Consider the following 20,223-nt stretch of genomic DNA (forward strand, 5'->3'; position numbering starts at 1 on the left):
AAATATATAACCAATATTTTTTAATAAAAAATAAACTTATTAAGACCTCATTTATTTATTAATTTCTACCCAATTAATTTAAAAGCAGAAAAACAATATCTCTACAAGCAAGAATACTTAGTTAAATTTACCGCAATACTTAAAAAGTATTACCACCATTATTATTAATACGGTGTATTAAATACTTTATAAAATCAAATAAAAATATAAACCTAAGTCTATTATTAAGCAGTACTTTTATGGTTTTTATAAACAAAAAAAAGCGCCCGAAGGCGCTTTTTTTATTCTGAGCTAATAGGCTAATTTATTGCTTTTCTGCACCAAAGGTGCCTTGGAACTTAGTCCCCGTTCCAGCGCCTGCACCTTTACCACCAGCTACATCACCTGCATCTTGGTAAATACCACCCAAGAACTCTGCTTTGTCACCATAGAAACCACCAGCAGTATCGATACCATTGTTACCTGCAAAGGTGTTACCTGTGATATCGGCTTCGATTTTTATTTCATTGTTAGTAGGCATATATTTATAATCACCATCTGCAAACGTCAATGTACCTTCAAGCTTGCTGTTAACAAAGTCAACATCAAACTTAGACGTACCATTTACTGGTGCTATGGCAGCACCTGCTGCAGGACTAGCTGTCCATTTGTCAGCAATCCCTCCTGACTTAGCAATATCGAAATCGCCTAGGTGGATGTTTTCGATATATGTAGCGGTGCCTACATATTGAGCTTTACCATCATTCACCTCAGCAAGATAGTCCATATACGCTTGACTGGTTAGGTTCCCTTGAACATAAACGTTGGCTACTCTAGATACATCACCGGCAACGCCTGAGTTTATGAAACCATAAACATGGCCTGTCTGCATTTGTGTACCGAAGTTTTTATAAACAGCATTGTAATTAAAGTCTGGGTTGAAATTACCCTTACCTGCTTCAACACCTACGGTACCTACCCCTTCCTGTTTTAGATTTATCTTAAGCGCTTGTTGCACAGACTGCGGTTTAACCATGTCAGCACGCAACGACAATGTATCAAATGCGGTGAAGTTATCACCGGTATTTAGTACTTTATCGGCAGGAAGCGTTCCATCGGCAGCAACATCGTCTTGATTACCAGACCAAGTGTCTTTATCATCTCGAATTGCTGAATAACCAATTGCTGAATCTAATTGACCTTGACCAAATGGTAGTTCACGCTCTTTACTACTTAATGCCGTCGATTGAAAGCCGGTTATGTCTGTGTCAGCAGGATCAGTTGGCTCAACTGGTGCTGGCTCAACTGGTGCTACTGGATTAGCTGCTGTACCATCCTTCTCTGCACCAAAGGTACCTTGTGAGCCATTACCTTCATAGATACCACCAATAAAGTTGGCATCTTCACCGTAGAATGCACCTTCGGTATTGTAGCCACTCTCATCGGCGGCCGCCCCTGAGAATTCATTACCGTCGATGTCTGCTGATAGCCCAATTTCACCAGCTTTAATAAAGTTAAGCTTACCTTCAACTTTACTATTGACGAAGTCAGCCGTGAACTCAGAACTGCCATATTCAATCGCATTGTCTACTCCAACTTTACGATTGGTGGCATCACCAGCATACTCAAACGTACCTTCTGTCGGTAGCGTCGCTGTCTTATTACCCACTACAGCTACACCATCTACAGGTACAGCGCCATTGGCTGCTGTGCCATCTATATGGGCAATGCGCATCTCACCGTTAGCACCAAAGTCTTTATAGGTTGCAATGTAAGCCAAATCACCTTCACCAGTTACGTTTCCAGTACCTTCATAAGCTTTGAAGCCATTTTCCGTTTCAGCATCATTGTCACCTGATACCTGAATGGTTATAGGCCCTGGGAGAACACCTGTAAGCGCCAAATCAGCACGAGCATCGACATCTGAGGTACTACGGATTTCAAAGTCACGAGTAGTGGTTGTTTTGACGCCCATCTCCAATGCACTTGCATCAACAGATAAATGCTGTACACCTGATTGCTCAGCTTCAGCTGCAGACTCAAATTTTGGCGTTAACGCATCTAGCTGTTCTTGCAGCTCTTGAGCTTTCTTTTCAGCTGCTGCTTGTGCTTCAGCTGCTGCAGTTGCTCTGTCTTCTGCTTCTTGTGCTTCTTTTTCAGCTGTTTCTTTAGCAGTTTTTGCCTTTTCAGCTTCTAATCTAGCTTTTTCTGCCAATTGTTCAGCTGCTGCTACATCTTCTGCGGCGGCTGACTCTGCAGCGGCTATTTTAGCAGCGGCATCTTTTTCGGCTGCTTCTGCGGCGGCTACAGCAGCGGCTGCACTCGCTTTAGCTGCACTCGCTTCTGACTGAGCCGCTGTTACTTTATCTTGTGCCGCTTTAACTTCCTCTTGCGCTTTATCTGCTGCTGCTTGGATTGCTGCATCTGCGTCTTCTTTAGCTTTCTTCGCCGCTTCTTCTGCGGCGGCTGCTCTGTCTAAAGCATCTTGCAGTGCTTGATCATCGCCGCCACTGCCAGCGTTATCAGCCGCTTCTTGTGCTTTTTCGGCATCGGCTTTCGCTTTTGCCGCATCAGCTTGAGCTTGTTCTGCAGCAGCTTGAGCTTCCGCCGCTTCTGCTTGAGCAGCGGCTAACGCTTTTTCAGCAGCTTCTGCTTGCGCTTTTGTATCTTTAGCTGCCTGCTCAGCTGCGGTTTGATTGTCACTCTTGGCTCCATAAGTACCTTGAGCGCCTTTACCTTCGTACACACCACCTAAGTATTGAGCATCACCACCGTAGAAGCCACCATCTGCGTTATAGCCGTCTTTAGTTCCTGAGAACTTATTGCCGTCTATAGTTCCTTCTAGACCGATTGTTTTATCACTAAAGGTTAGGTCGCCTTTTACGTTTTTGGCCACAAAGTCAGCGGTGAATACTGAAGTCCCAAACTCAATAGCTTTATCTAAACCCAATTCACGATAGGTTGCGTCCCCTGTATAGCCTACTTTACCTTCTGTTGGCACGTTAGCAGCTTCAGTAGCGTTGCCAATAACGACGACACCATTGACTGGTAATGTCTGTCCTAACGCGGCAACCGAACCATTAATGTGACCAATACGCATCTCATCATTGCCAAAATCTTTATAAGTCGAAGTATAAGTCAGTGGTAGATCCATGCCCAACGCATTAATACTCGTACTGTCTTTATGACTCATAAAGCCATTAGAATTAGCAACTTGAGTATCATCAGCACCTGATGTCGTTATTGGCACTTGTGGTAGCAATCCATCTACTTTTTCGGTCTCCGGATTATCAGAGGCTAGGTCAGCTCGAGCATTAACGACTGTACCATCCTCACTAACGGTAAAGTCACTGGTCGTTGTCTTGAATAAACCAATTGATCCTGCATTGATATCTAATGACTGAACGCCAGACTTAGAAGTTTCAGCAGCGTTTTTGATTTCAGCATCTGATGCTGCATCTTGCGCAGCTTGTTGTGCTGCTGCAGCTGCAGTCGCTTCTGCCTCTGCTTCTTGCTGGGCAGTATTAGCGGCAGCGGCAGCGGCGTCGGCGGCAGCTGCCGCTTCTTCTGCTAATTTCGCCTTGCGATCAGCTTCTTTTTGAAGCGCTTCTGAACCACCCCCAGCTGCTAATGCATCCTCTAATGCTTGTTCAGCCTCTTCTTTTGCTTTAATGGCATCTGCTTTTGCTTTTTCAGCAGCAGCAGCAGCAGCTTCAGCTTCTTCTTTCGCTTTGAGGGCCGATGCCGCCTTTTCTTCAGCTGCTTTTTCAGCAGCAGCTATTTGCTCGGCGGCCTCTTTTTTTGCTTTTTCAGCTTCTTCTTTCGCCTTTTGAGCTTCCTGTTTTGCTTTTTCGGCTTCAGCTTTCGCTTCTTCTAGTTGCTTATCGGTAGCACCAGGTATTGGGCTAAAGACATCATCAAGATTATAAGAAGGCTCATCTGTTGTATTACAGGCGGCCAAAATCATTGACGTCAAAAGGACAACACTGGCTTTAAGTGGAGTTTTTAGTTTTTTAGCGGTTGATACAACTGAGATTGAATGACGATTAGGTGACATTCTTCTTCCTCCATGGATGATTGATAGATAGTCCTTTACCTATTCGTACGACATAGGATGGGTCTGTACGATATATAGATAATCAAATTTAGTTTGCAAAGTCAATTTATTGCAGCGAGTACCTGCTGATAAAACATGACGCAAACGTTCATTTATTAAAAATTAAATACATGTATCGACGTGATGTAGGCTTATCTGGCTCATAAGCTAGATAAGCCGTTATAGTTAGATTTCAGATAGTCAGATATCACAATTTATTGGCTTTGATAAGACAGCTTTACGCCCGCGATATAGCCATCATTGTCTTCAGCTTTGCTGACGATACTACCGTTAGGTAGTTGTCCAGTCGCATCGCCAAACTTCAGATATTTACCACCCAAAGATACCGCCCATTCAGGAGTGACATTGTATTTTACGCCACCACCGATACTATAAAACCCTTCAATAGTACCAAGCGAGCTCACCGGATCACCAGCACCAGAGTCATAACCAACCACGACCGAACCTGCTAGTTTTTCATTGAAACGTTTGGCTAGACCCACGTCGACTTTCCATTGGTCTTTGTCATAAGATAATAATGGCAGGCCTTCTGGAACTGCAGCCTTAGAGTAAGCATTGTATAATGGTGGTACGATGGTAAAATCACTCCATGGTACCCAGCGTACATCTAATGTACCTAATAGCTGATACTTTTCACTTAGACCCGTTTGGATATTTAAGTTCACAGACTCAGGCGTTGTGACTGTCGCATCAGTGGTGGCATATTCACCGATTGATTGACCAAGCGCAGAGTCTGGATCAATCCCAAGCTTGCCTAATGCTGTATCTCGTAGAGGTGACCCTAATAGAGGTATTCTCTCTCCCACTGGGGTTTTATGATCAATCTCTGAGCGATACGTTAAGGCAGCATTTAAGGCGATTTCAGGCTTGCTATACGCCAAGCCTGCTACCCAGCCATAGTCAGTGTCACTATTCACATTAGCATCGTAGCCTGTCAACGGACCGTATGCTTGACCGCGCAAGTGCACATCTGCTTTTACCTTTTGCATCACAGGACCGCCATAGACTTGAAAGCCATTGGACTTATAACCGATCAAACCTGTCCATGATTCAGTGTGTACACTGACGTTGGTATTTTTGTCGTAATCTGGGTCTAGTACCGAAGAGTTGATAACTTCGTTTGGAACGGATGTCCCAGTTGATGAGTCGGCAATGGTATCCTTACCTGCTTGAGAGACAAACGTGCTATCGCCAGAGTACTCTACTTCTGCACCAAATGGTTCGTCATAAAACACACCAATACTGAAGTTTTCATTGATGTCGGTTTTGACGCCATAGCGCATAAAGCTATATGTATCTGGAGTTGCATCACCAGTTGACTTACCTTTTCTATAAGCCTCTTCTGTCGAAGTAATGCCATTATTAATATCACCACCTGGAGTAGTGATAGCACCAGCATTATCATGGGCTGATACATCAGTATCAATGTAAGCGTAATCAATCTCGGCATAAGTACCAGGATTAAAAAAGCCTTTGATGTCTTGACCAGAACGGTCGAGGCCAGCAGCTTGCGTCAACGAAGCAGCCGATAGCGTGATCAGAGCGAGGGTAAGTTTAGAGATAGGAAAATTTTGAGACACTTAGATATCCTCCATGAATAAAATAACTGGCAAGTAGCTCGGAGACTATACAGACTAGTGACCTGTACTAGTAACGTCAGCCGATGCTATGCAATCCTTTGCCAAACGACTTAACTGTCGAAAGTAACGATGATTTACGCAACCTTACTTTCGTTGTTATCAGACATTACCGCTATGTAAGACAACGTAACTGATTTCAGTATCATAATTAAACTTCTATACTATAGCAATACTCTTTTAGAGATTTTACAAAGATAGATTTATGTTAATAGAATATTCACCACTGTTCTATTGAGCCAATAATGTGGCATTTTTTACCTCACAAACGCTTTCTTGTCGTCTATATACCACCTTATATGATTCACTATATCTCATTGATTATAATAGATATATTTTATAAAATTTTTTTTGTAAAAAAAGCAGGCCGTTTTAGACCACCATTTTTATAAAGAACAGCACAGTAAAGTATTAAAACAATCGTTCACTGACTGATAAGTATTAACTAGCTATTTGACATTTTGATTAAGCAAAAATCTCATCTATGGTCGACTCTAAATAAAAGAATCATATGTTTATTCACCAGTAAGGCTGACCATATTATTTGTTTTTGCCAAAAAAAAGCGACCCATAATGGATCGCTTTTTTAGTATTTATCTCAGTTTAAAATTAAACTGATTTAGTGCTTATTTTGCTTGATAAGACAACTTCACACCCAGCGCAAAACCATCGTTGTCTTCAAATTTGCTGACGACTTGCTTTGATGGAATTTGACCATCAGCATCGCCGAACCGTAGGTATTTACCACCTGCAGACACTGCCCAGTTTTCTGTGATGTCGTATTTACCACCTAGGCCGACACTATAATAGCCATCAATTGGGCCTAGTGAAGTGACAGGGTTGCCAGCGCCACTGTCCCAACCAACAGTACCACTAACGGCAAACTTTGGCGCTAGACGTTTGGCAAGACCTAACTCTACCTGCCACTGGTCTTTATCATAGCTTACTAATGCCAAGCCTTTATCATCTTGCGTAGCAACTTTACTCACATCGTTGTATAACGACGGTACGATAGCAAAGTCGCTCCACGGTACCCAGCGCACTTTAGCAGTGGCTAATGTGGTTGGATTGATACCCGTTTGGAAATCAAAGTTAACTGACTCTGGTGTGTTAATTTCGATATCAGCATGTCTAGTCGTTGATAGTGGAACGCCGACAGTGGCACCAGCAGCGGTGGCCAAAGGGAAAGACTCAAACGCTTTTGCGCTATGCTTGATCTCAGAGCGATATGTCAACGCCGCTTTTAGCGCAATCTCAGGCTTGCTATATGCCATACCAGCAATCCAACCATAGTCTTGGTCATTGCTAATATGCGTGGTATAGCCTTTTGCTGAGCTGTATGCATCGCCACGCAGCTTCACGTCCGCTCTTACACGCTGAGCAACGGGACCACCATATGCTTGGAACTCTTTGTTTTGACCAAACTTCATTCCAAGAATACCCGTGATACTTTCGGTACGTACTTCAACTTGTGTCTCTTCGCCTGCAACTGCTGCTAGACCTTTAGCGGCTTCTAGACCGATTAGCTGAGCCTGTGCCTCTTTTAGTTGCTCAGCTGTCAAACCGCCTGGGTTACCTGGCGCGAGCGCGCCTTGCAACTGCGGTATCAACACATCATCAACATAATCTTCGGTAACATTAGGGTTGTCTATAAAATCTTGGATGATAGCATCGGCATCAGTATTGGTAATGAAGTCATTTTTACCAATATAGTCGGCTGCGGCGCCAAATGGCTCATCATATAAGACACCGAGACTAAAGGTGTCATTGATATCTGTTTTTACGCCGTAACGGAAAAAGTCGTAATCTTCTGCAATGTCGTCAATTTTGTTGCCTGATGAATCTTGACCACTCACATCAGCATCGATATAAGTATAAACAGATTCGGCATAAGTGCCATCTTGTAGAAATGCGGTGATGTCTTGACCTGAACGATCAAGACCAGCAGCACTAGCAACGCTAGCGACAGATAGAGCAGCAACAGCTACTGTGAGAGTTTTTAAATGAAAAGTTGCGCGCATTGTATATCTCCAAACATCCGCATTGTTTCACTACTTAACCCGACTTTTATGGGTAAGCAGCATCCGAGGGTGAAGATAGTAAAGATTTTGGCACACGAAAACAACTACAAAAACACATTATTTCTTGTTTATGACTGAACAGTATCTTCATCTATTGACTTCCTCCCCTCCCTAAAGTGAGGGGATTCCTACTAAAGACGGCCAAGCCCGACCGCGAGAATGTTTTTTGCTCCATTAACATCTCTGTTATGGGTCGTTTTACAAGAACGACAAAACCATGCTCTTATACCAAGCCCTGATCTACCTTTCGGACTGTCTTGGCGAGAGCCGCAACACGAGCAGGTTTGGGTGGTGTACGCTTCATTGACTTCGATATAGTGGCAACCTGCGTTCGCGCATTTATAATCCAATTGCCGCTTTATTTCAAACCAACCTGCGTCATAGACGGATTTGGCCAGTTTGGATGAAGTGAATGATGTTGATTTGATTTTACCAACAACGATTAGGCTGTTGGCTTTAACAAGCTTTGATGTGAATTTATGGATTAAGTCTTGACGGGTATTTTTGATCTTGGCGTGAATCGCCTTAACCCACTTTTTGTTTTTAGCTCTTTGGGCGGTGACCAGTTTTTCGGCGTATTGATGGGTGACTTTGGTTTGTAACTGATCACCATCACTACTGACCGCTGAATCCTTGCAGCCTAAATCAATACCGACTTGGCCAGTGCCACAAACTGTTTTTGGAAACTCTTTAACGGTGATACAGGCATACCAATGGCCCCGATTGTCTTGTACCAATTCGCAAGTGTTGATGTTGTAGAGCGAGAGATTATAGCTATCCCATAGGTCTATTGTGAGCTTTTGAAGGTCAGCTAAGCTAAATTGCAGGGTGCTTTTTAAAGACTTTTTACCGCTTTGGCGCGTACTGATATGCTTAATCGCGGTCTTTTTAAAGGGAATCCAGCCCAAACTTCTTCTCTTGGCCTTTGGGTTGTTGGTGCGCCAGTTGAGTTTGGCTTTTTTGAATTGTTTACGAGCCTTGGCATGGGTTTCAGAGATGGCTTGTAGGGTTTGGCTGTGCAAGTTTAAATACTCGCCACTGCCTTTGGTATAAGCGGCCAAATCATAAGCTGAAAAGAATCTGCCTGTGCGTTTAAGATGTTTAAAACTTAGCTCATTAACATAATTCCAGACAAAGTTAACCGCCCCAGCCAAGATATTGAGCTGAGTGGCGTGTTTGTCTTTGATGCGTAGCTTGAGCGTTTTCATGGAATCATTATGATATTAATACAGTTGGGTATCAAGGGGTTCACAATATTGTACGACAACAACTGACGCCTGATATTCACGCCCTAGAAGGACGTGGTTTTACGGCGCTGGATGATAAAACAGTCAAACAAAAAACATCCAGTCCTGCATCAGATATTGGTTTAGAAATCAGTAATGTGGCGGTCTATCTGCCATCACATCAAATGGTGCAATACCCACTTCAGTAGCTTGACTGTCTATTTGCTTATAAATGAGCTGTAACTGACGCTGCAATGTATGAATATCCTTATCTTGTCGCGTAATGACGTCATTTAACCTTTCGACAGTGACCTCAAGATGCGCTAGGCTCGTTTGTAAATCGATTACTTGGGCTTGCAAGTCATCTTGCATACCAAACCTGTCCTCTTTATCTTTGAATTGATTCATGTTGTTCTCTAAATAATGGTAAATAGAAGGTCAAATAGACTCGGCGGCAGCATATTTGCAGCAGCGTCAATAATAACCAGTCACCCTTGATGACAGGCATTAAATCGCAGCCACTATGCAAAGTAATAAATAGTGTTGATAAAACCACTTACGCGCACTACAGTGATGCGGTGGCATGTTATACTGCTGGCAATTTTGCAACAACCCCTACCTCACTATTATATAAGCTTAAGATACTCTATGGCACTGATACATCTAAAAGACATTCACTTAGCCTTTGGCGTCGCTCCCATTCTCGATGGTATTGATTTTTCCATCAATGCAGGCGAGCGTGTGTGCTTAATCGGCCGCAATGGCGAAGGTAAATCTACTTTATTTAAACTGATCAATGGCTCGCTGCAGCCAGATAGTGGTGAGATTATCACCAATAGTAGCATGCGCGTTGCGATGCTCGAGCAAGACGTCCCCGAGTCGAGCGGACGCATACTTGATATCGTCATGGGCGGTAGCCGCCGCACAGCTGAGCTGCTGATCAATTATAATAAGCAAGTGGAGATGTGCGCCAATGGCGACATGGACGCTTGCGAGCACATGGCGACCTTGCAGCATGATATCGACGCCGTCCATGGCTGGGACTTAGAGCGCGATGCCACCCGTCTAATCACCACCATGGGGCTTGACCCAGAGGACGACCTCTCCTCGCTATCTGGAGGCCGTAAGCGCCGCGTTTTGCTCGCGCGTGCGCTGGTCACCAAACCTGACGTATTGTTATTAGATGAGCCAACCAACCATTTAGACGTTGATAGTATTGAGTGGTTAGAGCGCTTCTTGCTTGATTGGCAAGGTCTAACTCTACTGTTTGTCACCCACGATAGAGCATTCGTTGATAAACTTGCGACTCGTATTGTAGAGCTTGACCGTGGCCAATTGACCAGCTATGACGTCACCCAAGGTGCCAAAGGCTACGCTCGTTATCAAGAGCTAAAAGAGCAGCAGCTACTTGCTGAGGAAAAAAACAATGCCAATTTTGATAAAAAACTGGCGCAAGAAGAAGTGTGGATTCGTCAAGGCATCAAAGCCCGTCGTACCCGTAACGAAGGCCGCGTACGCGAGCTAAAAGCTCTGCGCGAAGAGCGAAAAAGCCGCCGCGAGCAAGTCGGCAACGTCAACATCACCATGGGTGAAGGCGAAAAAAGCGGCAAGATGGTCTGTAAAGTCAAAAACCTACATCTTGAATATGATGGCAATGTACTCGTCAATGACTTTAGCACCATGGTCATGCGCGGTGATAAGATTGGAATTGTCGGCCCTAACGGCGCAGGCAAAACCACGTTAATCAAAGCCCTACTCGATATGTCGGATGACGAGGTCACCAAGACCGGCAGCGTCACGCTTGGCACCAATTTGCAAATTGCCTTTTTTGATCAGCTGCGCGATCAGCTCGACCTTGAGGCAAGCGTCGCACAAAACGTCTCAGAGGGCTCGGACTTTGTCGAAGTGGGCGGCCGAAAAACCCATATCATGAGCTATTTGCAGGACTTCTTATTTGCGCCGGAGCGCGCGCGGACACCTGTCAAGGCCTTATCAGGTGGTGAGCGCAACCGCGTATTACTTGCCAAGCAATTATTAAAACCTGCCAACATATTAGTCCTTGATGAGCCGACCAACGATTTGGATATGGCCACCCTTGAGCTATTAGAAGAGTCGGTCAGCAGCTTTAACGGTACCATCTTGCTGATCAGTCATGACCGCTCATTTATGGACAATGTGGTCACTTCCACTTGGGTATTTGACACGGATGAAAATGGCAATGGCATCGTCAAAGAGTATGTCGGCGGTTATCAAGAGTACTTGATACAAAAAAACCGCGAGGAAGCCGCGCGCGCCGCAAAAGCACCCGTTAGCAATACTAAAACGTCAAAATCAGCCAATAAAGCTGACGCTGGAAAGCCAAATAAAGCCGCCAAAAAGCTCAACTTCAATGAGCAGCGCGAGCTAGATAGCTTACCCAAAGAAATCGCGGCGCTAGAAGCCGAACAAAAAACGCTAGAAGACAAGCTGGCTGATGGCTCATGGTTTACCACCGACTTTGATGCCGCGACGGCCGCCAGTGAGCGCTTGTTGGTCATCGAAGAGGAGATGATGAGCAAGCTTGAACGCTGGAGTGAGCTTGAAGGCTAATCGCCTAGAGACGCGTTTAGGATAATAAAAAATCACCGCTTTCGTCGCTAAAGTGGTGATTTTTGATTGACAATGAGAGACTTAACGCTTAAGTACTGAAAGTTAGTGAACATTGCCTAAATTTCAAGTATCATTCGCTATTGCTGAATATCCTTATTGATTATAAGGTCATCACGTGACCATCGTTTGCAAAACCTTTGAAGCGCCTTTGCGCCCTTTATCGAAACAAAACGGATGTTAGACGTTGATAATCCAGCTTTTTTGTATGGGTTACCGTGTTCAACCTTATACTGTGTTCTCTCAAAGTTGCTTTATTTTTAACGCAATAATTTATTTTATCACCGAAATAGCTTAGAATAGCAACAATTAGCAAAATTAGGCACAGCTAAAGTGGCTTGATATTGTATATTTTCTAAGCCACAAACCCAGTGTGGGATAATCCCATTTCATTCACCTGGAGGAAGTATTAATGAGCCAAGCCGAAGGCGTTAACGTACAACGCCGTAGAGTTCTTATTGCCTCAACTGCCGCAATTGGTGCAGCTGGGGTAGCTGCTGTGGCAACACCTTTTGTCCGCTCTTGGTACCCAAGCGCTAAAGCTGAGGCTGCAGGGGCTGCAGTCACCCAAGATATCAGCTCTATTGAAGCGGGACAGATGATTGTCGTCAAATATCGCGGTAAACCGATCTTTGTGGTAAAACGTACCGAAGACATGTTGAGCACGCTTGAGTCAGTTAAGCCATTACTATCTGACCCTAATTCAGAGGCATCGTTACAACCAGAGTATTGCCAAAACCCAGAGCGTTCTTTAACACCAGAGGTCTTGGTGGTCGAAGGCGTGTGTACGCATTTAGGCTGTGCACCGAACTACCGTCCTGATGTGGGCGCGACCGATTTGGGTGGTAACGACTGGTACGGCGGCTTTTTTTGCCCCTGTCACGGATCAAAATATGACTTAGCAGGCCGTGTTTATAGTGGCGTTCCTGCACCGCTGAATTTACCTGTTCCAGAATATAGCATGGACGGTACCATCTTGACGGTTGGGGAGGCTTAATATGAGTATGGGTAAAAAGTTAATGCATTGGGTAGACGCGCGTTTCCCAGCGACTGAAACCTATGAATACCACATGTCAAAGTACTATGCACCAAAGAACTTTAACTTTTGGTACTTCTTTGGCGTATTGTCAATGATCGTATTGGTCAACCAGTTGGTGACCGGTATTTGGTTGACGATGATGTACAACCCTAGTGCCGAGGGCGCATTTGCGTCTGTAGAATACATCATGCGTGATGTTAAAGGCGGTTGGCTCATCCGTTATATGCACTCGACTGGCGCCTCAGCGTTCTTCGTCGTGGTGTATTTGCATATGTTTAGAGCACTGCTATACGGCTCATATCAGAAACCTCGTGAGCTTATTTGGCTCATCGGTATGGGCATCTATTTGGCTCTTATGGCCGAAGGTTTCTTTGGATACCTACTCCCTTGGGGCAACATGTCATTTTGGGGTGCTCAGGTCATCTTAAACCTTCCTGCGGCGCTGCCGGTGATTGGTGACGGTCTTGCTGAGTGGGTACGTGGTGACTATATCATCTCAGGTATCACCCTAAACCGCTTCTTTGCGCTACACGTTGTCGCTATCCCATTGGTCCTTGTGGGCTTGGTCTTTATGCACATTGTCGCATTGCACCATGTGGGCTCTAACAACCCTGATGGTATCGATATTAAGAAGCTAAAAGACAAAAACGGCGTACCATTAGACGGTATCGAATTCCATCCATACTACACTGTGCATGATATGGTGGGTATCGTAGTGTTCTTTATCTGTTTCTTTGCGGTGGTGTTCTTCTTCCCTGAGGGCGGCGGCTTCTTCCTTGAGCCACCTAACTTTGAAGCAGCGAACTCTCTAAAAACACCAGAGCATATCGCGCCAGTATGGTACTACACACCGTTCTATGCCATCTTGCGTGCGGTTCCAAGTAAGCTGGGCGGGGTCATCGCCATGGGTGCAGCCATTGCTGTACTATTCTTGATACCATGGCTCGACAGATCACCTGTACGCTCAATACGCTACAAAGGTATCTTGTCTAAGATTGCACTAACTGTCTTTGCTATTAGTTTTGTAGTACTAGGCTACTTGGGTGCAACACCTGCAACGCCAACTGCGACGATCATGTCACGTATATTCACCATTCTGTATTTCTTGTTCTTCTTGTTGATGCCGTTTTACACTGCAATCGAGAAGTGTAAACAGCCACCAGAACGCGTTACCGGAGGTCACTAATGAGCACGCTAATCAAATCCCTAGCTGGTCTAGGCTTAGGCGCGGCATTGAGTTTGACTGCTGGTAGTGCGCTGGCAGCAGGCGGCGGCGGATGTGGTACTTTCACCAATGCCGACGGCGTGGTAGAACATTTGGCTTGTAGTGAAGCCCCCATTGACTTTACCAATAAAGGCTCGCTACAAAACGGTGCAAAAATCTTTATGAACTACTGTGCTGGTTGTCACTCTGCACAGTACGTCCGTCATTCGCGCATCGCCAAAGACTTGGATATTCCACCTGAGCTGGTCGAAAAATACCTAATGGTCACCACCGATCAAATCGGTGACCATATCACAGCGGAGATTGACCCTGATGTCCAAGCAGCATGGTTTGGGGCGGCGCCACCAGACTTATCGCTTGAAACCAGACTACGCGGTGATGACTGGGTTTATACTTATCTATTGTCATTTTATGAAGATCCAAGCCGTCCTTGGGGCTCAAACAACTTAGTACTGGCAAACGCGGCCATGCCGCACGTATTGCATAACATGCAAGAAGAGCTTAGTGCTGAAGAGTTTGAATCTGAAGTTGGTGACTTGGTCAACTTTATGGCGTGGATGGCAGAGCCTGTCCGTCATGACCGTCAAGTGATTGGCTTCTTTGTAATTTTATTCTTGTTAGTATTACTGATCCCAGTTTACTTACTCAATAAAGAGTTCTGGAAAGACGTAAAATAATAGAATCATAAACATAGCCTATCGCTATAAAAACTTGGTCATAATAGACACAAAAAGGCACTACTCTGGTAGTGCCTTTTTTCATTTTGCCGCACCGTATTTTGTACGTGTTACTATATAGTTTGATCCAAGTAAATCAGATACATGGCTATCAAGTCGCTCAATGAAACGTTTTTATATCGAATCGAGGATAGCGTAGATAATAGAGACTGATAATAGGACAAACACCTATCCATATGGCACTCATCCATCGCGTTTACGTACGCTGGCTTGATAATCGGCTCTACTTTGTTTACGATGACATCCTTTACTATGAACATTGAGCTTTCATGATTGATGCAAACGACATTCCAAGTAGTCAGCTAATCTTATATGCTGATGACGGCTACGACAGTCATGTGGTGCGCCTATTACTTGAAGAAAAAAAGCTCGACTATTATTTGTCACGTTTGCACTCTGAGCGCCCCGAGGACTTGACTGAGCTAAACCCCTATCATACCCTGCCTGTGTTGCAGCAGCGTGATATTGCCCTTTATGAAATCAACGTGATTTTTGAATACTTAGAAGAGCGCTACCATACCAATAAGCTGCTCCCTGAAGCCCCGCAAGAGCGCGCACAGTTTCGCCAATTGGCATGGCGCATCCAGCATGATTGGCTGGTGCTCGGCAAGCAGCTACTGACACATCCTGATAGTTTTCATAAAGCGAAAGCTGTCATTGCCAAAAAACAGCTCAGTGATTCTTTAATCACGCTTGCGCCTTTGTTTGCGCATAAGCCTTATTTTATGGCAGATGACTTTGGCTGGTGTGACGTGTTGTTAGCGCCTTTACTGTGGCGACTAGAAGACATGGGCATAGCGCTACCGCGTGCGATCAGTCGGCCTTTATTGGACTACCAGCAGCGTATCTTTGAGCGTGAGAGCTTTCAAAGAAGCGTGCGCTAATTAGACAACGCTCGATGTCTGTCTTAAAATAAAAAATGTAAAAACAATAAAAACCAAACAGACAGTGACGACGCAAAAATCAGTCCCGCCATACTTGTCTGTTGTAAACAATGTATTATTTAAAATAGTAGACTGTTGTCATAGATGACCGTTTATCTCATACCCCATATTTAATATAGGAAATCATTAGATGAGCGATACCACTTCTCTCACTCCAACTCGTCCTTATATGGTACGCGCCCTTTATCAATGGATAGAGGACAATGCGCTGACGCCCTATCTGATGGTCGATGCGACGGCCAAAAACGTCCAGGTACCAACTGAACATGTGCAAGATGGTCGTATTGTGCTCAATATTGCCAGCCGTGCGACAGGCAATATGCGTATAGACAATGACTATATCCAGTTCAGCGCTCGTTTTGGTGGCGTCTCACAAGAGATTTGGGTGCCATTGACGGCGGTGATGGGTATCTATGCCAAAGAAAACTCGCAAGGCATGTTTTTTGATCCAAACGAGTATGATAATTATGTGCCAGAAGAGCAGCACACGACGGCCAAGGTTGACAAGCCTAAACCCAAACGCGATAACAAAGCGGGTCTAAAAGTCTTAAAGTAACAGAAATCTCCAACACCTTGGTTTTAGCCCACGAAAAAAGCCAGTCATGGTTCATATGACTGGCTTTTTGCTTATTTAACACTCTATAACTTTACTCTATAAGGCTAAAGACCTAAGCTATCGCCAAACAGCGATAATTGAGCGGCTGCCAATTACGTTCTTGGTAGCGTGACACCGCGTTGGCCTTGGTACTTGCCGCCGCGGTCTTTATAGCTGGTTTCACATACATCATCGCTATCGCTTTGGAAAAACAGCATCTGTGCAACCCCTTCACCCGCATAAATACGCGCAGGTAGATTGGTGGTATTACTAAACTCAAGTGTCACGTGCCCTTCCCATTCAGGCTCAAGTGGCGTGACGTTGACGATGATGCCGCAGCGTGCATAAGTAGACTTACCAAGACAAATAGTCAGGACATCGCGCGGTATGCGAAAGTACTCAACGGTACGCGCCAGCGCAAATGAGTTGGGCGGAATGATGCACTCATCACCAACAATATCGATAAAGCTTTTATCATCGAAGTTTTTGGGATCGACCACCACAGAGTGTACATTGGTAAAAACTTTAAACTCAGGGGCACAGCGTACATCGTATCCGTAGCTTGATGTGCCGTAGCTGACCAAACGCTCGCCTGCATCGTTGAAACGTACTTGACCCGCCTCAAATGGCTCAATCATGCCATGTTCTTCGGCCATTTTGCGAATCCAGCGGTCAGATTTGATAGACATTTTTGTTCCTTAGCAAATAATAATATAGGGGTTGGGCGCTGACGATAGCGCATCAATGACCCAGAGGCTATCATGATTGTCACCCTCTAAGAGACACGCTTCGTATATTGGTAGCGGTGATTATACGGAATTGAGCGCTGAATTTATAGAGCTGTCACTATTTATCATGCAAACCATTTAACAGCCAAACCCTTAACACCCAAACTACTTGACAACCAAACTTTTAACACCCGAGTCAACCGAGTAACTTTATAAAAAGCAGGCAAGACCTCTAGGCTACCATTTGGCAAAATGGTCTTCTGCCAATCCCATGACATGATCGAGCCTGATGGCGGTATCGCCCAGCCGTATCTCTCCACTATACCAGCCAAGCCATTGCTCGAAAATACTGGCCACCACGCCAAAGTTATCGGTTTTTTGATAGACAGTCATGGGCGTAAAGGTCAAATCAATATCGACATTGCTCCAGCCAAGGTTTTGATGATAAACACGCCAAGTACTTGGCACAACTGCCTGCAAGTCCTTACGTACAAACATCACAGGCGGTAGATAATGTATCTGCCCATCTAGCCAGCAGGCATTTTCGCTCATACCCGTTTCATTGACACCCATCGATAAGTTTAATAAAAAATGGCGACCATCGGGCAAATAGTGATTGATACATGTCCAAAACCAATTGGTCTCGCGGCGCATATAGCCCAGCGTCCAATCTAGATTGGCAATTGCAGACGCATCAAAGTCTATTTGCTTGGTTTGGCTGCCAGCCGTAACCGCAGCGATATTAAGTATTGACGCTTCTTTGATACGCATGTGTCCCATGATTGCTGTCAGTGGCTCTTTTTGCGTGTATGTCCAGCCGCGCCTGCCCGTTGGGGTACAGATCGCAAGTGGCTGCGCTTGCCGCTGTAGCGTCGCATCAAGCGTAATGTGTTTACTATCCAATGCTACTGCGATTTGTGAAGGCGTAAAATCCAACGTTACGGTCAGCTTATTATGGGTAAATGCCATTCGCCCTTGATAGCAATCACCTATTAGCTGCGTCTGCCGCGTCAAAGGCTGCAAAGCTTCACAAACCTCTAGCTCATCAGTCTCATCGTTATAAAGATAGACAAAGGCACTGGTAGCAAGCTTGATGGTCGCCAGTGCCAAACAGATGCGATAAGGCGGCTGGATAATTTGGATAAAGCAAAATTGATTGGCTTTGAGGTCTTTTCGCCAGTTTGGCAGCGTCTTTTGCGAGATCAGATGACTGTGGTAGTCAAGATAATTGATGCTTTTGACTTGCGTAAACACCCCAAAAGAGGGCTGTCCCTCTTGGATAAGCTGTTCAATAACTGGTCTTGCACTCACAGATGAGTGCGGCTGATTTTGTGCGTTAGGGCTGGGGTTTTGGTTCATGTTTACGGCATCCTAGCCAAATTTTATCGTGAGACTACCCGTCCCTGGTAGCCAACGGTGGTGCTTATGACGCTTCTTTTTGCTTGTCTTGCAGACACCCAAATGGCTTCTCTTATCACCTTAATCTCTATATCGGTCAAACCATCTGTCAGCGTTTGTGCCACATCGGTAGCGGCTATCGCGCTCGTCCATAAAAAGTGCCGAGGAAATTTTTTTAATAACTCAGCCAACACTGCTGAAAACTTATTGAAGTCAGCGATCACCATGCGGCGATTGCTAAATTCGGCGTTGATTTGATACCGTTTGCTACTACCATCTTTGTTATAGCAAACGGCAATTATTTGATTGTTTGAAAGCTCGATCACATATATCGGCGGGCGCAACAATTTTAATAACACATACTGCTTGGGAATATCGTCCAAATAACGCCGATAAATCGATACGCTCACCATACTTCCTTGCTGTAAACCACGTTCTTTATGGAAAAAATGGAAAAATACGCTTAGGTTATCTTGCTATTATTCGAGTAGCGCGCAAAACCTATCAAAAAATCCGCTTATCATCGACTGGTTTGGCAAATTTTGCAATGTTGGCTTCGATGTTTTTGGCAATGCTCAAATAATAAGAGGCAAACTCATCGTCAGCCAAAACGCTTGGCACCCCTTTGTCCACTTGGGCGCGGATACCACTGGCAAGTGGCAGCTGGCCTAGTAGCGGCACCTGATACTGCTCTGCGATAAACTCGCCGCCGCCGCTGCCAAAGATGGCCTCGGTATGGTTGCAGTTACTACAAGTATGCAAGGCCATGTTTTCCACCACACCCAGTACGGGGATATTGGTTTTATGAAACATCTCAACGCCCTTTTGCGCATCCATCAAGGCCACATGCTGCGGTGTTGTCACAATCACCGCCCCTGTGACAGGAATACGCTGCGCCAATGTCAGCTGAATATCACCTGTACCTGGTGGCATATCAATCACCAAATAGTCCAATTGTGGCCAGTTGGTTTGATTGTATAGCTGCATCAGGGCGCCCGTGGCCTTGGGGCCGCGCCACGCGACAGGAGTGTTGTCACTATCGAGCAAGCTACCTATCGATAGCATGGCCATACTGTGCGCCTCGACAGGCACAAACTGCTCGTTTTCTAGCTCAGGCTTGATATCCGCCACACCCAGCATCGTTGGCATACTAGGGCCGTAGATATCGGCATCTAGCACGCCCACACGGTTGCCAAGCTTTTGTAATGCCAAAGCAATATTGACTGTCGTCGTTGATTTGCCGACGCCGCCTTTGCCTGAGGCCACCACAATGATATGACGAATACGTGGGTGCGCTGCCAGCGATGCTTGCGTCGGCGCAGCCTTAGTAATCGGCGGCTCGCTGCTTGTCGGTTCTTGGTCTGCTTGGGTAGCAGGTTTGGCGTGAGTGGCCATGGCATCTGTCGTCTTTGGCATCGATTTGGGCGGCGCTTTGGGCAAGCTTGCACCGGCGCCTTTAGCATCGGCTGGTAGGCGCACATTCATATGAATGGTTCTGATACCATGCGGATGCAGCAGTTGCCCCAGCTCCTGTTGTATCTGTTCAGGGTTACTGTCTTTGGGTAAGCGCAAATCTAAAGTGAGCACTTGCCCGTCGCGCTCAAGTCCCGTCACCATCGTGGCGATGCTAACGGTGCCGACTTCATAGCCGAGCAAGACTTTATCGACCGCGCTATCACGCTCGGCGCGCTGCTGCGGTGTTTCGGCTTTGGGCTTTTTTTTCATAAAATTAAACATGGCTATCATGACTACCTATTTTGCAAGTGGGCCGGTAGGACAACTCGAGCAATACCGTCGTCGCGCTGGTCAATAATACATCATCAGCTTTTTGTCTACCCTTATTATCCGACAGTGTAGCTCAATTGACGCTA

Annotated in this window: 15 protein-coding genes; 6 read left to right on the forward strand and 9 right to left on the reverse strand. The window is 45.3% G+C overall.

Translation table 11 applies throughout. The features are described 5' to 3' along the window. Positions 1-304: 304 nt before the first annotated feature. From BTV99_RS13185 to BTV99_RS06760, 5 genes are all read right to left on the reverse strand, one after another. Positions 305-4,036, reverse strand: coding sequence for a transferrin-binding protein-like solute binding protein (locus BTV99_RS13185; RefSeq protein ID WP_083608560.1), 3,732 nt, complete (start codon positions 4,034-4,036; stop codon positions 305-307). Positions 4,037-4,290: 254 nt separating this feature from the next. Continuing rightward, positions 4,291-5,676 (reverse strand): OmpP1/FadL family transporter, encoded by a 1,386-nt coding sequence (locus tag BTV99_RS06745; RefSeq protein ID WP_075101610.1) that lies wholly within the window; start codon positions 5,674-5,676, stop codon positions 4,291-4,293. A 683-nt stretch (positions 5,677-6,359) separates the two neighbouring features. Then, positions 6,360-7,754, reverse strand: coding sequence for an outer membrane protein transport protein (locus BTV99_RS06750; protein ID WP_075101611.1), 1,395 nt, complete (start codon positions 7,752-7,754; stop codon positions 6,360-6,362). Positions 7,755-7,945: 191 nt separating this feature from the next. Next, positions 7,946-9,022, reverse strand: a complete 1,077-nt coding sequence (locus BTV99_RS06755) for an RNA-guided endonuclease TnpB family protein (RefSeq protein WP_075101612.1) — start codon at positions 9,020-9,022, stop codon at positions 7,946-7,948. A 168-nt stretch (positions 9,023-9,190) separates the two neighbouring features. Continuing rightward, positions 9,191-9,448, reverse strand: coding sequence for a SlyX family protein (locus BTV99_RS06760; protein ID WP_100749766.1), 258 nt, complete (start codon positions 9,446-9,448; stop codon positions 9,191-9,193). A 240-nt stretch (positions 9,449-9,688) separates the two neighbouring features. Here BTV99_RS06760 and BTV99_RS06765 point away from each other — a divergent pair, with 240 nt between their 5' ends. The 6 genes from BTV99_RS06765 (at position 9,689) to BTV99_RS06790 (ending at position 16,187) form a co-directional block, all read left to right on the forward strand. Further along, positions 9,689-11,629: an ATP-binding cassette domain-containing protein gene (locus BTV99_RS06765; RefSeq protein ID WP_075101613.1), complete on the forward strand. Its 1,941-nt coding sequence runs from the start codon at positions 9,689-9,691 to the stop codon at positions 11,627-11,629. Positions 11,630-12,098: 469 nt separating this feature from the next. After that, positions 12,099-12,683, forward strand: a complete 585-nt coding sequence (gene petA, locus BTV99_RS06770; RefSeq protein ID WP_075101614.1) for a ubiquinol-cytochrome c reductase iron-sulfur subunit — start codon at positions 12,099-12,101, stop codon at positions 12,681-12,683. A 7-nt stretch (positions 12,684-12,690) separates the two neighbouring features. Further along, a complete protein-coding gene (locus BTV99_RS06775; RefSeq protein WP_372046596.1) occupies positions 12,691-13,911 on the forward strand; it encodes a cytochrome bc complex cytochrome b subunit in 1,221 nt (406 codons plus the stop codon). Continuing rightward, positions 13,911-14,627, forward strand: coding sequence for a cytochrome c1 (locus BTV99_RS06780; protein ID WP_075101616.1), 717 nt, complete (start codon positions 13,911-13,913; stop codon positions 14,625-14,627). The genes BTV99_RS06775 and BTV99_RS06780 overlap by 1 nt, the downstream gene beginning before the upstream one ends. 329 nt (positions 14,628-14,956) lie before the next feature. Beyond that, positions 14,957-15,571 (forward strand): glutathione S-transferase N-terminal domain-containing protein, encoded by a 615-nt coding sequence (locus tag BTV99_RS06785; RefSeq protein WP_075101617.1) that lies wholly within the window; start codon positions 14,957-14,959, stop codon positions 15,569-15,571. 190 nt (positions 15,572-15,761) lie between these two features. Then, entirely contained in the window at positions 15,762-16,187 is a 426-nt protein-coding gene (locus tag BTV99_RS06790; RefSeq protein ID WP_075101618.1) for a ClpXP protease specificity-enhancing factor, read from the forward strand. A 152-nt stretch (positions 16,188-16,339) separates the two neighbouring features. On the opposite strand, the gene dcd is transcribed toward BTV99_RS06790, so the two are convergent. The 4 genes from dcd to apbC all read right to left on the reverse strand — a co-directional run bounded on the left by dcd (position 16,340) and on the right by apbC (position 20,089). Then, positions 16,340-16,915 (reverse strand): dCTP deaminase, encoded by a 576-nt coding sequence (dcd, locus tag BTV99_RS06795; protein WP_075101619.1) that lies wholly within the window; start codon positions 16,913-16,915, stop codon positions 16,340-16,342. Positions 16,916-17,191: 276 nt separating this feature from the next. Continuing rightward, on the reverse strand, positions 17,192-18,313 hold the full coding sequence (locus BTV99_RS06800) for a DUF2804 domain-containing protein (RefSeq protein ID WP_075101620.1): 1,122 nt from the start codon (positions 18,311-18,313) through the stop codon (positions 17,192-17,194). A 23-nt stretch (positions 18,314-18,336) separates the two neighbouring features. After that, positions 18,337-18,762: a hypothetical protein gene (locus tag BTV99_RS06805; RefSeq protein ID WP_178377936.1), complete on the reverse strand. Its 426-nt coding sequence runs from the start codon at positions 18,760-18,762 to the stop codon at positions 18,337-18,339. Between the two features lie 94 nt (positions 18,763-18,856). Then, positions 18,857-20,089, reverse strand: a complete 1,233-nt coding sequence (apbC, locus tag BTV99_RS06810; protein WP_075101724.1) for an iron-sulfur cluster carrier protein ApbC — start codon at positions 20,087-20,089, stop codon at positions 18,857-18,859. Positions 20,090-20,223 lie beyond the last annotated feature (134 nt).

Origin of the sequence: Psychrobacter sp. Rd 27.2, assembly GCF_001921755.1 — a bacterium.
GTDB lineage: Bacteria > Pseudomonadota > Gammaproteobacteria > Pseudomonadales > Moraxellaceae > Psychrobacter > Psychrobacter celer.

Coding starts and splice junctions, on each gene's coding strand:
- BTV99_RS06760 (WP_100749766.1), bottom strand. CDS start 9,448: ATGAATCAATTCAAAGATAAAGAGGACAGGTTTGGTATGCAAGATGAC.
- BTV99_RS06780 (WP_075101616.1), top strand. CDS start 13,911: ATGAGCACGCTAATCAAATCCCTAGCTGGTCTAGGCTTAGGCGCGGCA.
- BTV99_RS06750 (WP_075101611.1), bottom strand. CDS start 7,754: ATGCGCGCAACTTTTCATTTAAAAACTCTCACAGTAGCTGTTGCTGCT.
- petA (WP_075101614.1), top strand. CDS start 12,099: ATGAGCCAAGCCGAAGGCGTTAACGTACAACGCCGTAGAGTTCTTATT.
- BTV99_RS06790 (WP_075101618.1), top strand. CDS start 15,762: ATGAGCGATACCACTTCTCTCACTCCAACTCGTCCTTATATGGTACGC.
- BTV99_RS13185 (WP_083608560.1), bottom strand. CDS start 4,036: ATGTCACCTAATCGTCATTCAATCTCAGTTGTATCAACCGCTAAAAAA.
- BTV99_RS06775 (WP_372046596.1), top strand. CDS start 12,691: ATGGGTAAAAAGTTAATGCATTGGGTAGACGCGCGTTTCCCAGCGACT.
- dcd (WP_075101619.1), bottom strand. CDS start 16,915: ATGTCTATCAAATCTGACCGCTGGATTCGCAAAATGGCCGAAGAACAT.
- BTV99_RS06800 (WP_075101620.1), bottom strand. CDS start 18,313: ATGAACCAAAACCCCAGCCCTAACGCACAAAATCAGCCGCACTCATCT.
- BTV99_RS06755 (WP_075101612.1), bottom strand. CDS start 9,022: ATGAAAACGCTCAAGCTACGCATCAAAGACAAACACGCCACTCAGCTC.
- BTV99_RS06765 (WP_075101613.1), top strand. CDS start 9,689: ATGGCACTGATACATCTAAAAGACATTCACTTAGCCTTTGGCGTCGCT.
- BTV99_RS06785 (WP_075101617.1), top strand. CDS start 14,957: ATGATTGATGCAAACGACATTCCAAGTAGTCAGCTAATCTTATATGCT.
- apbC (WP_075101724.1), bottom strand. CDS start 20,089: ATGTTTAATTTTATGAAAAAAAAGCCCAAAGCCGAAACACCGCAGCAG.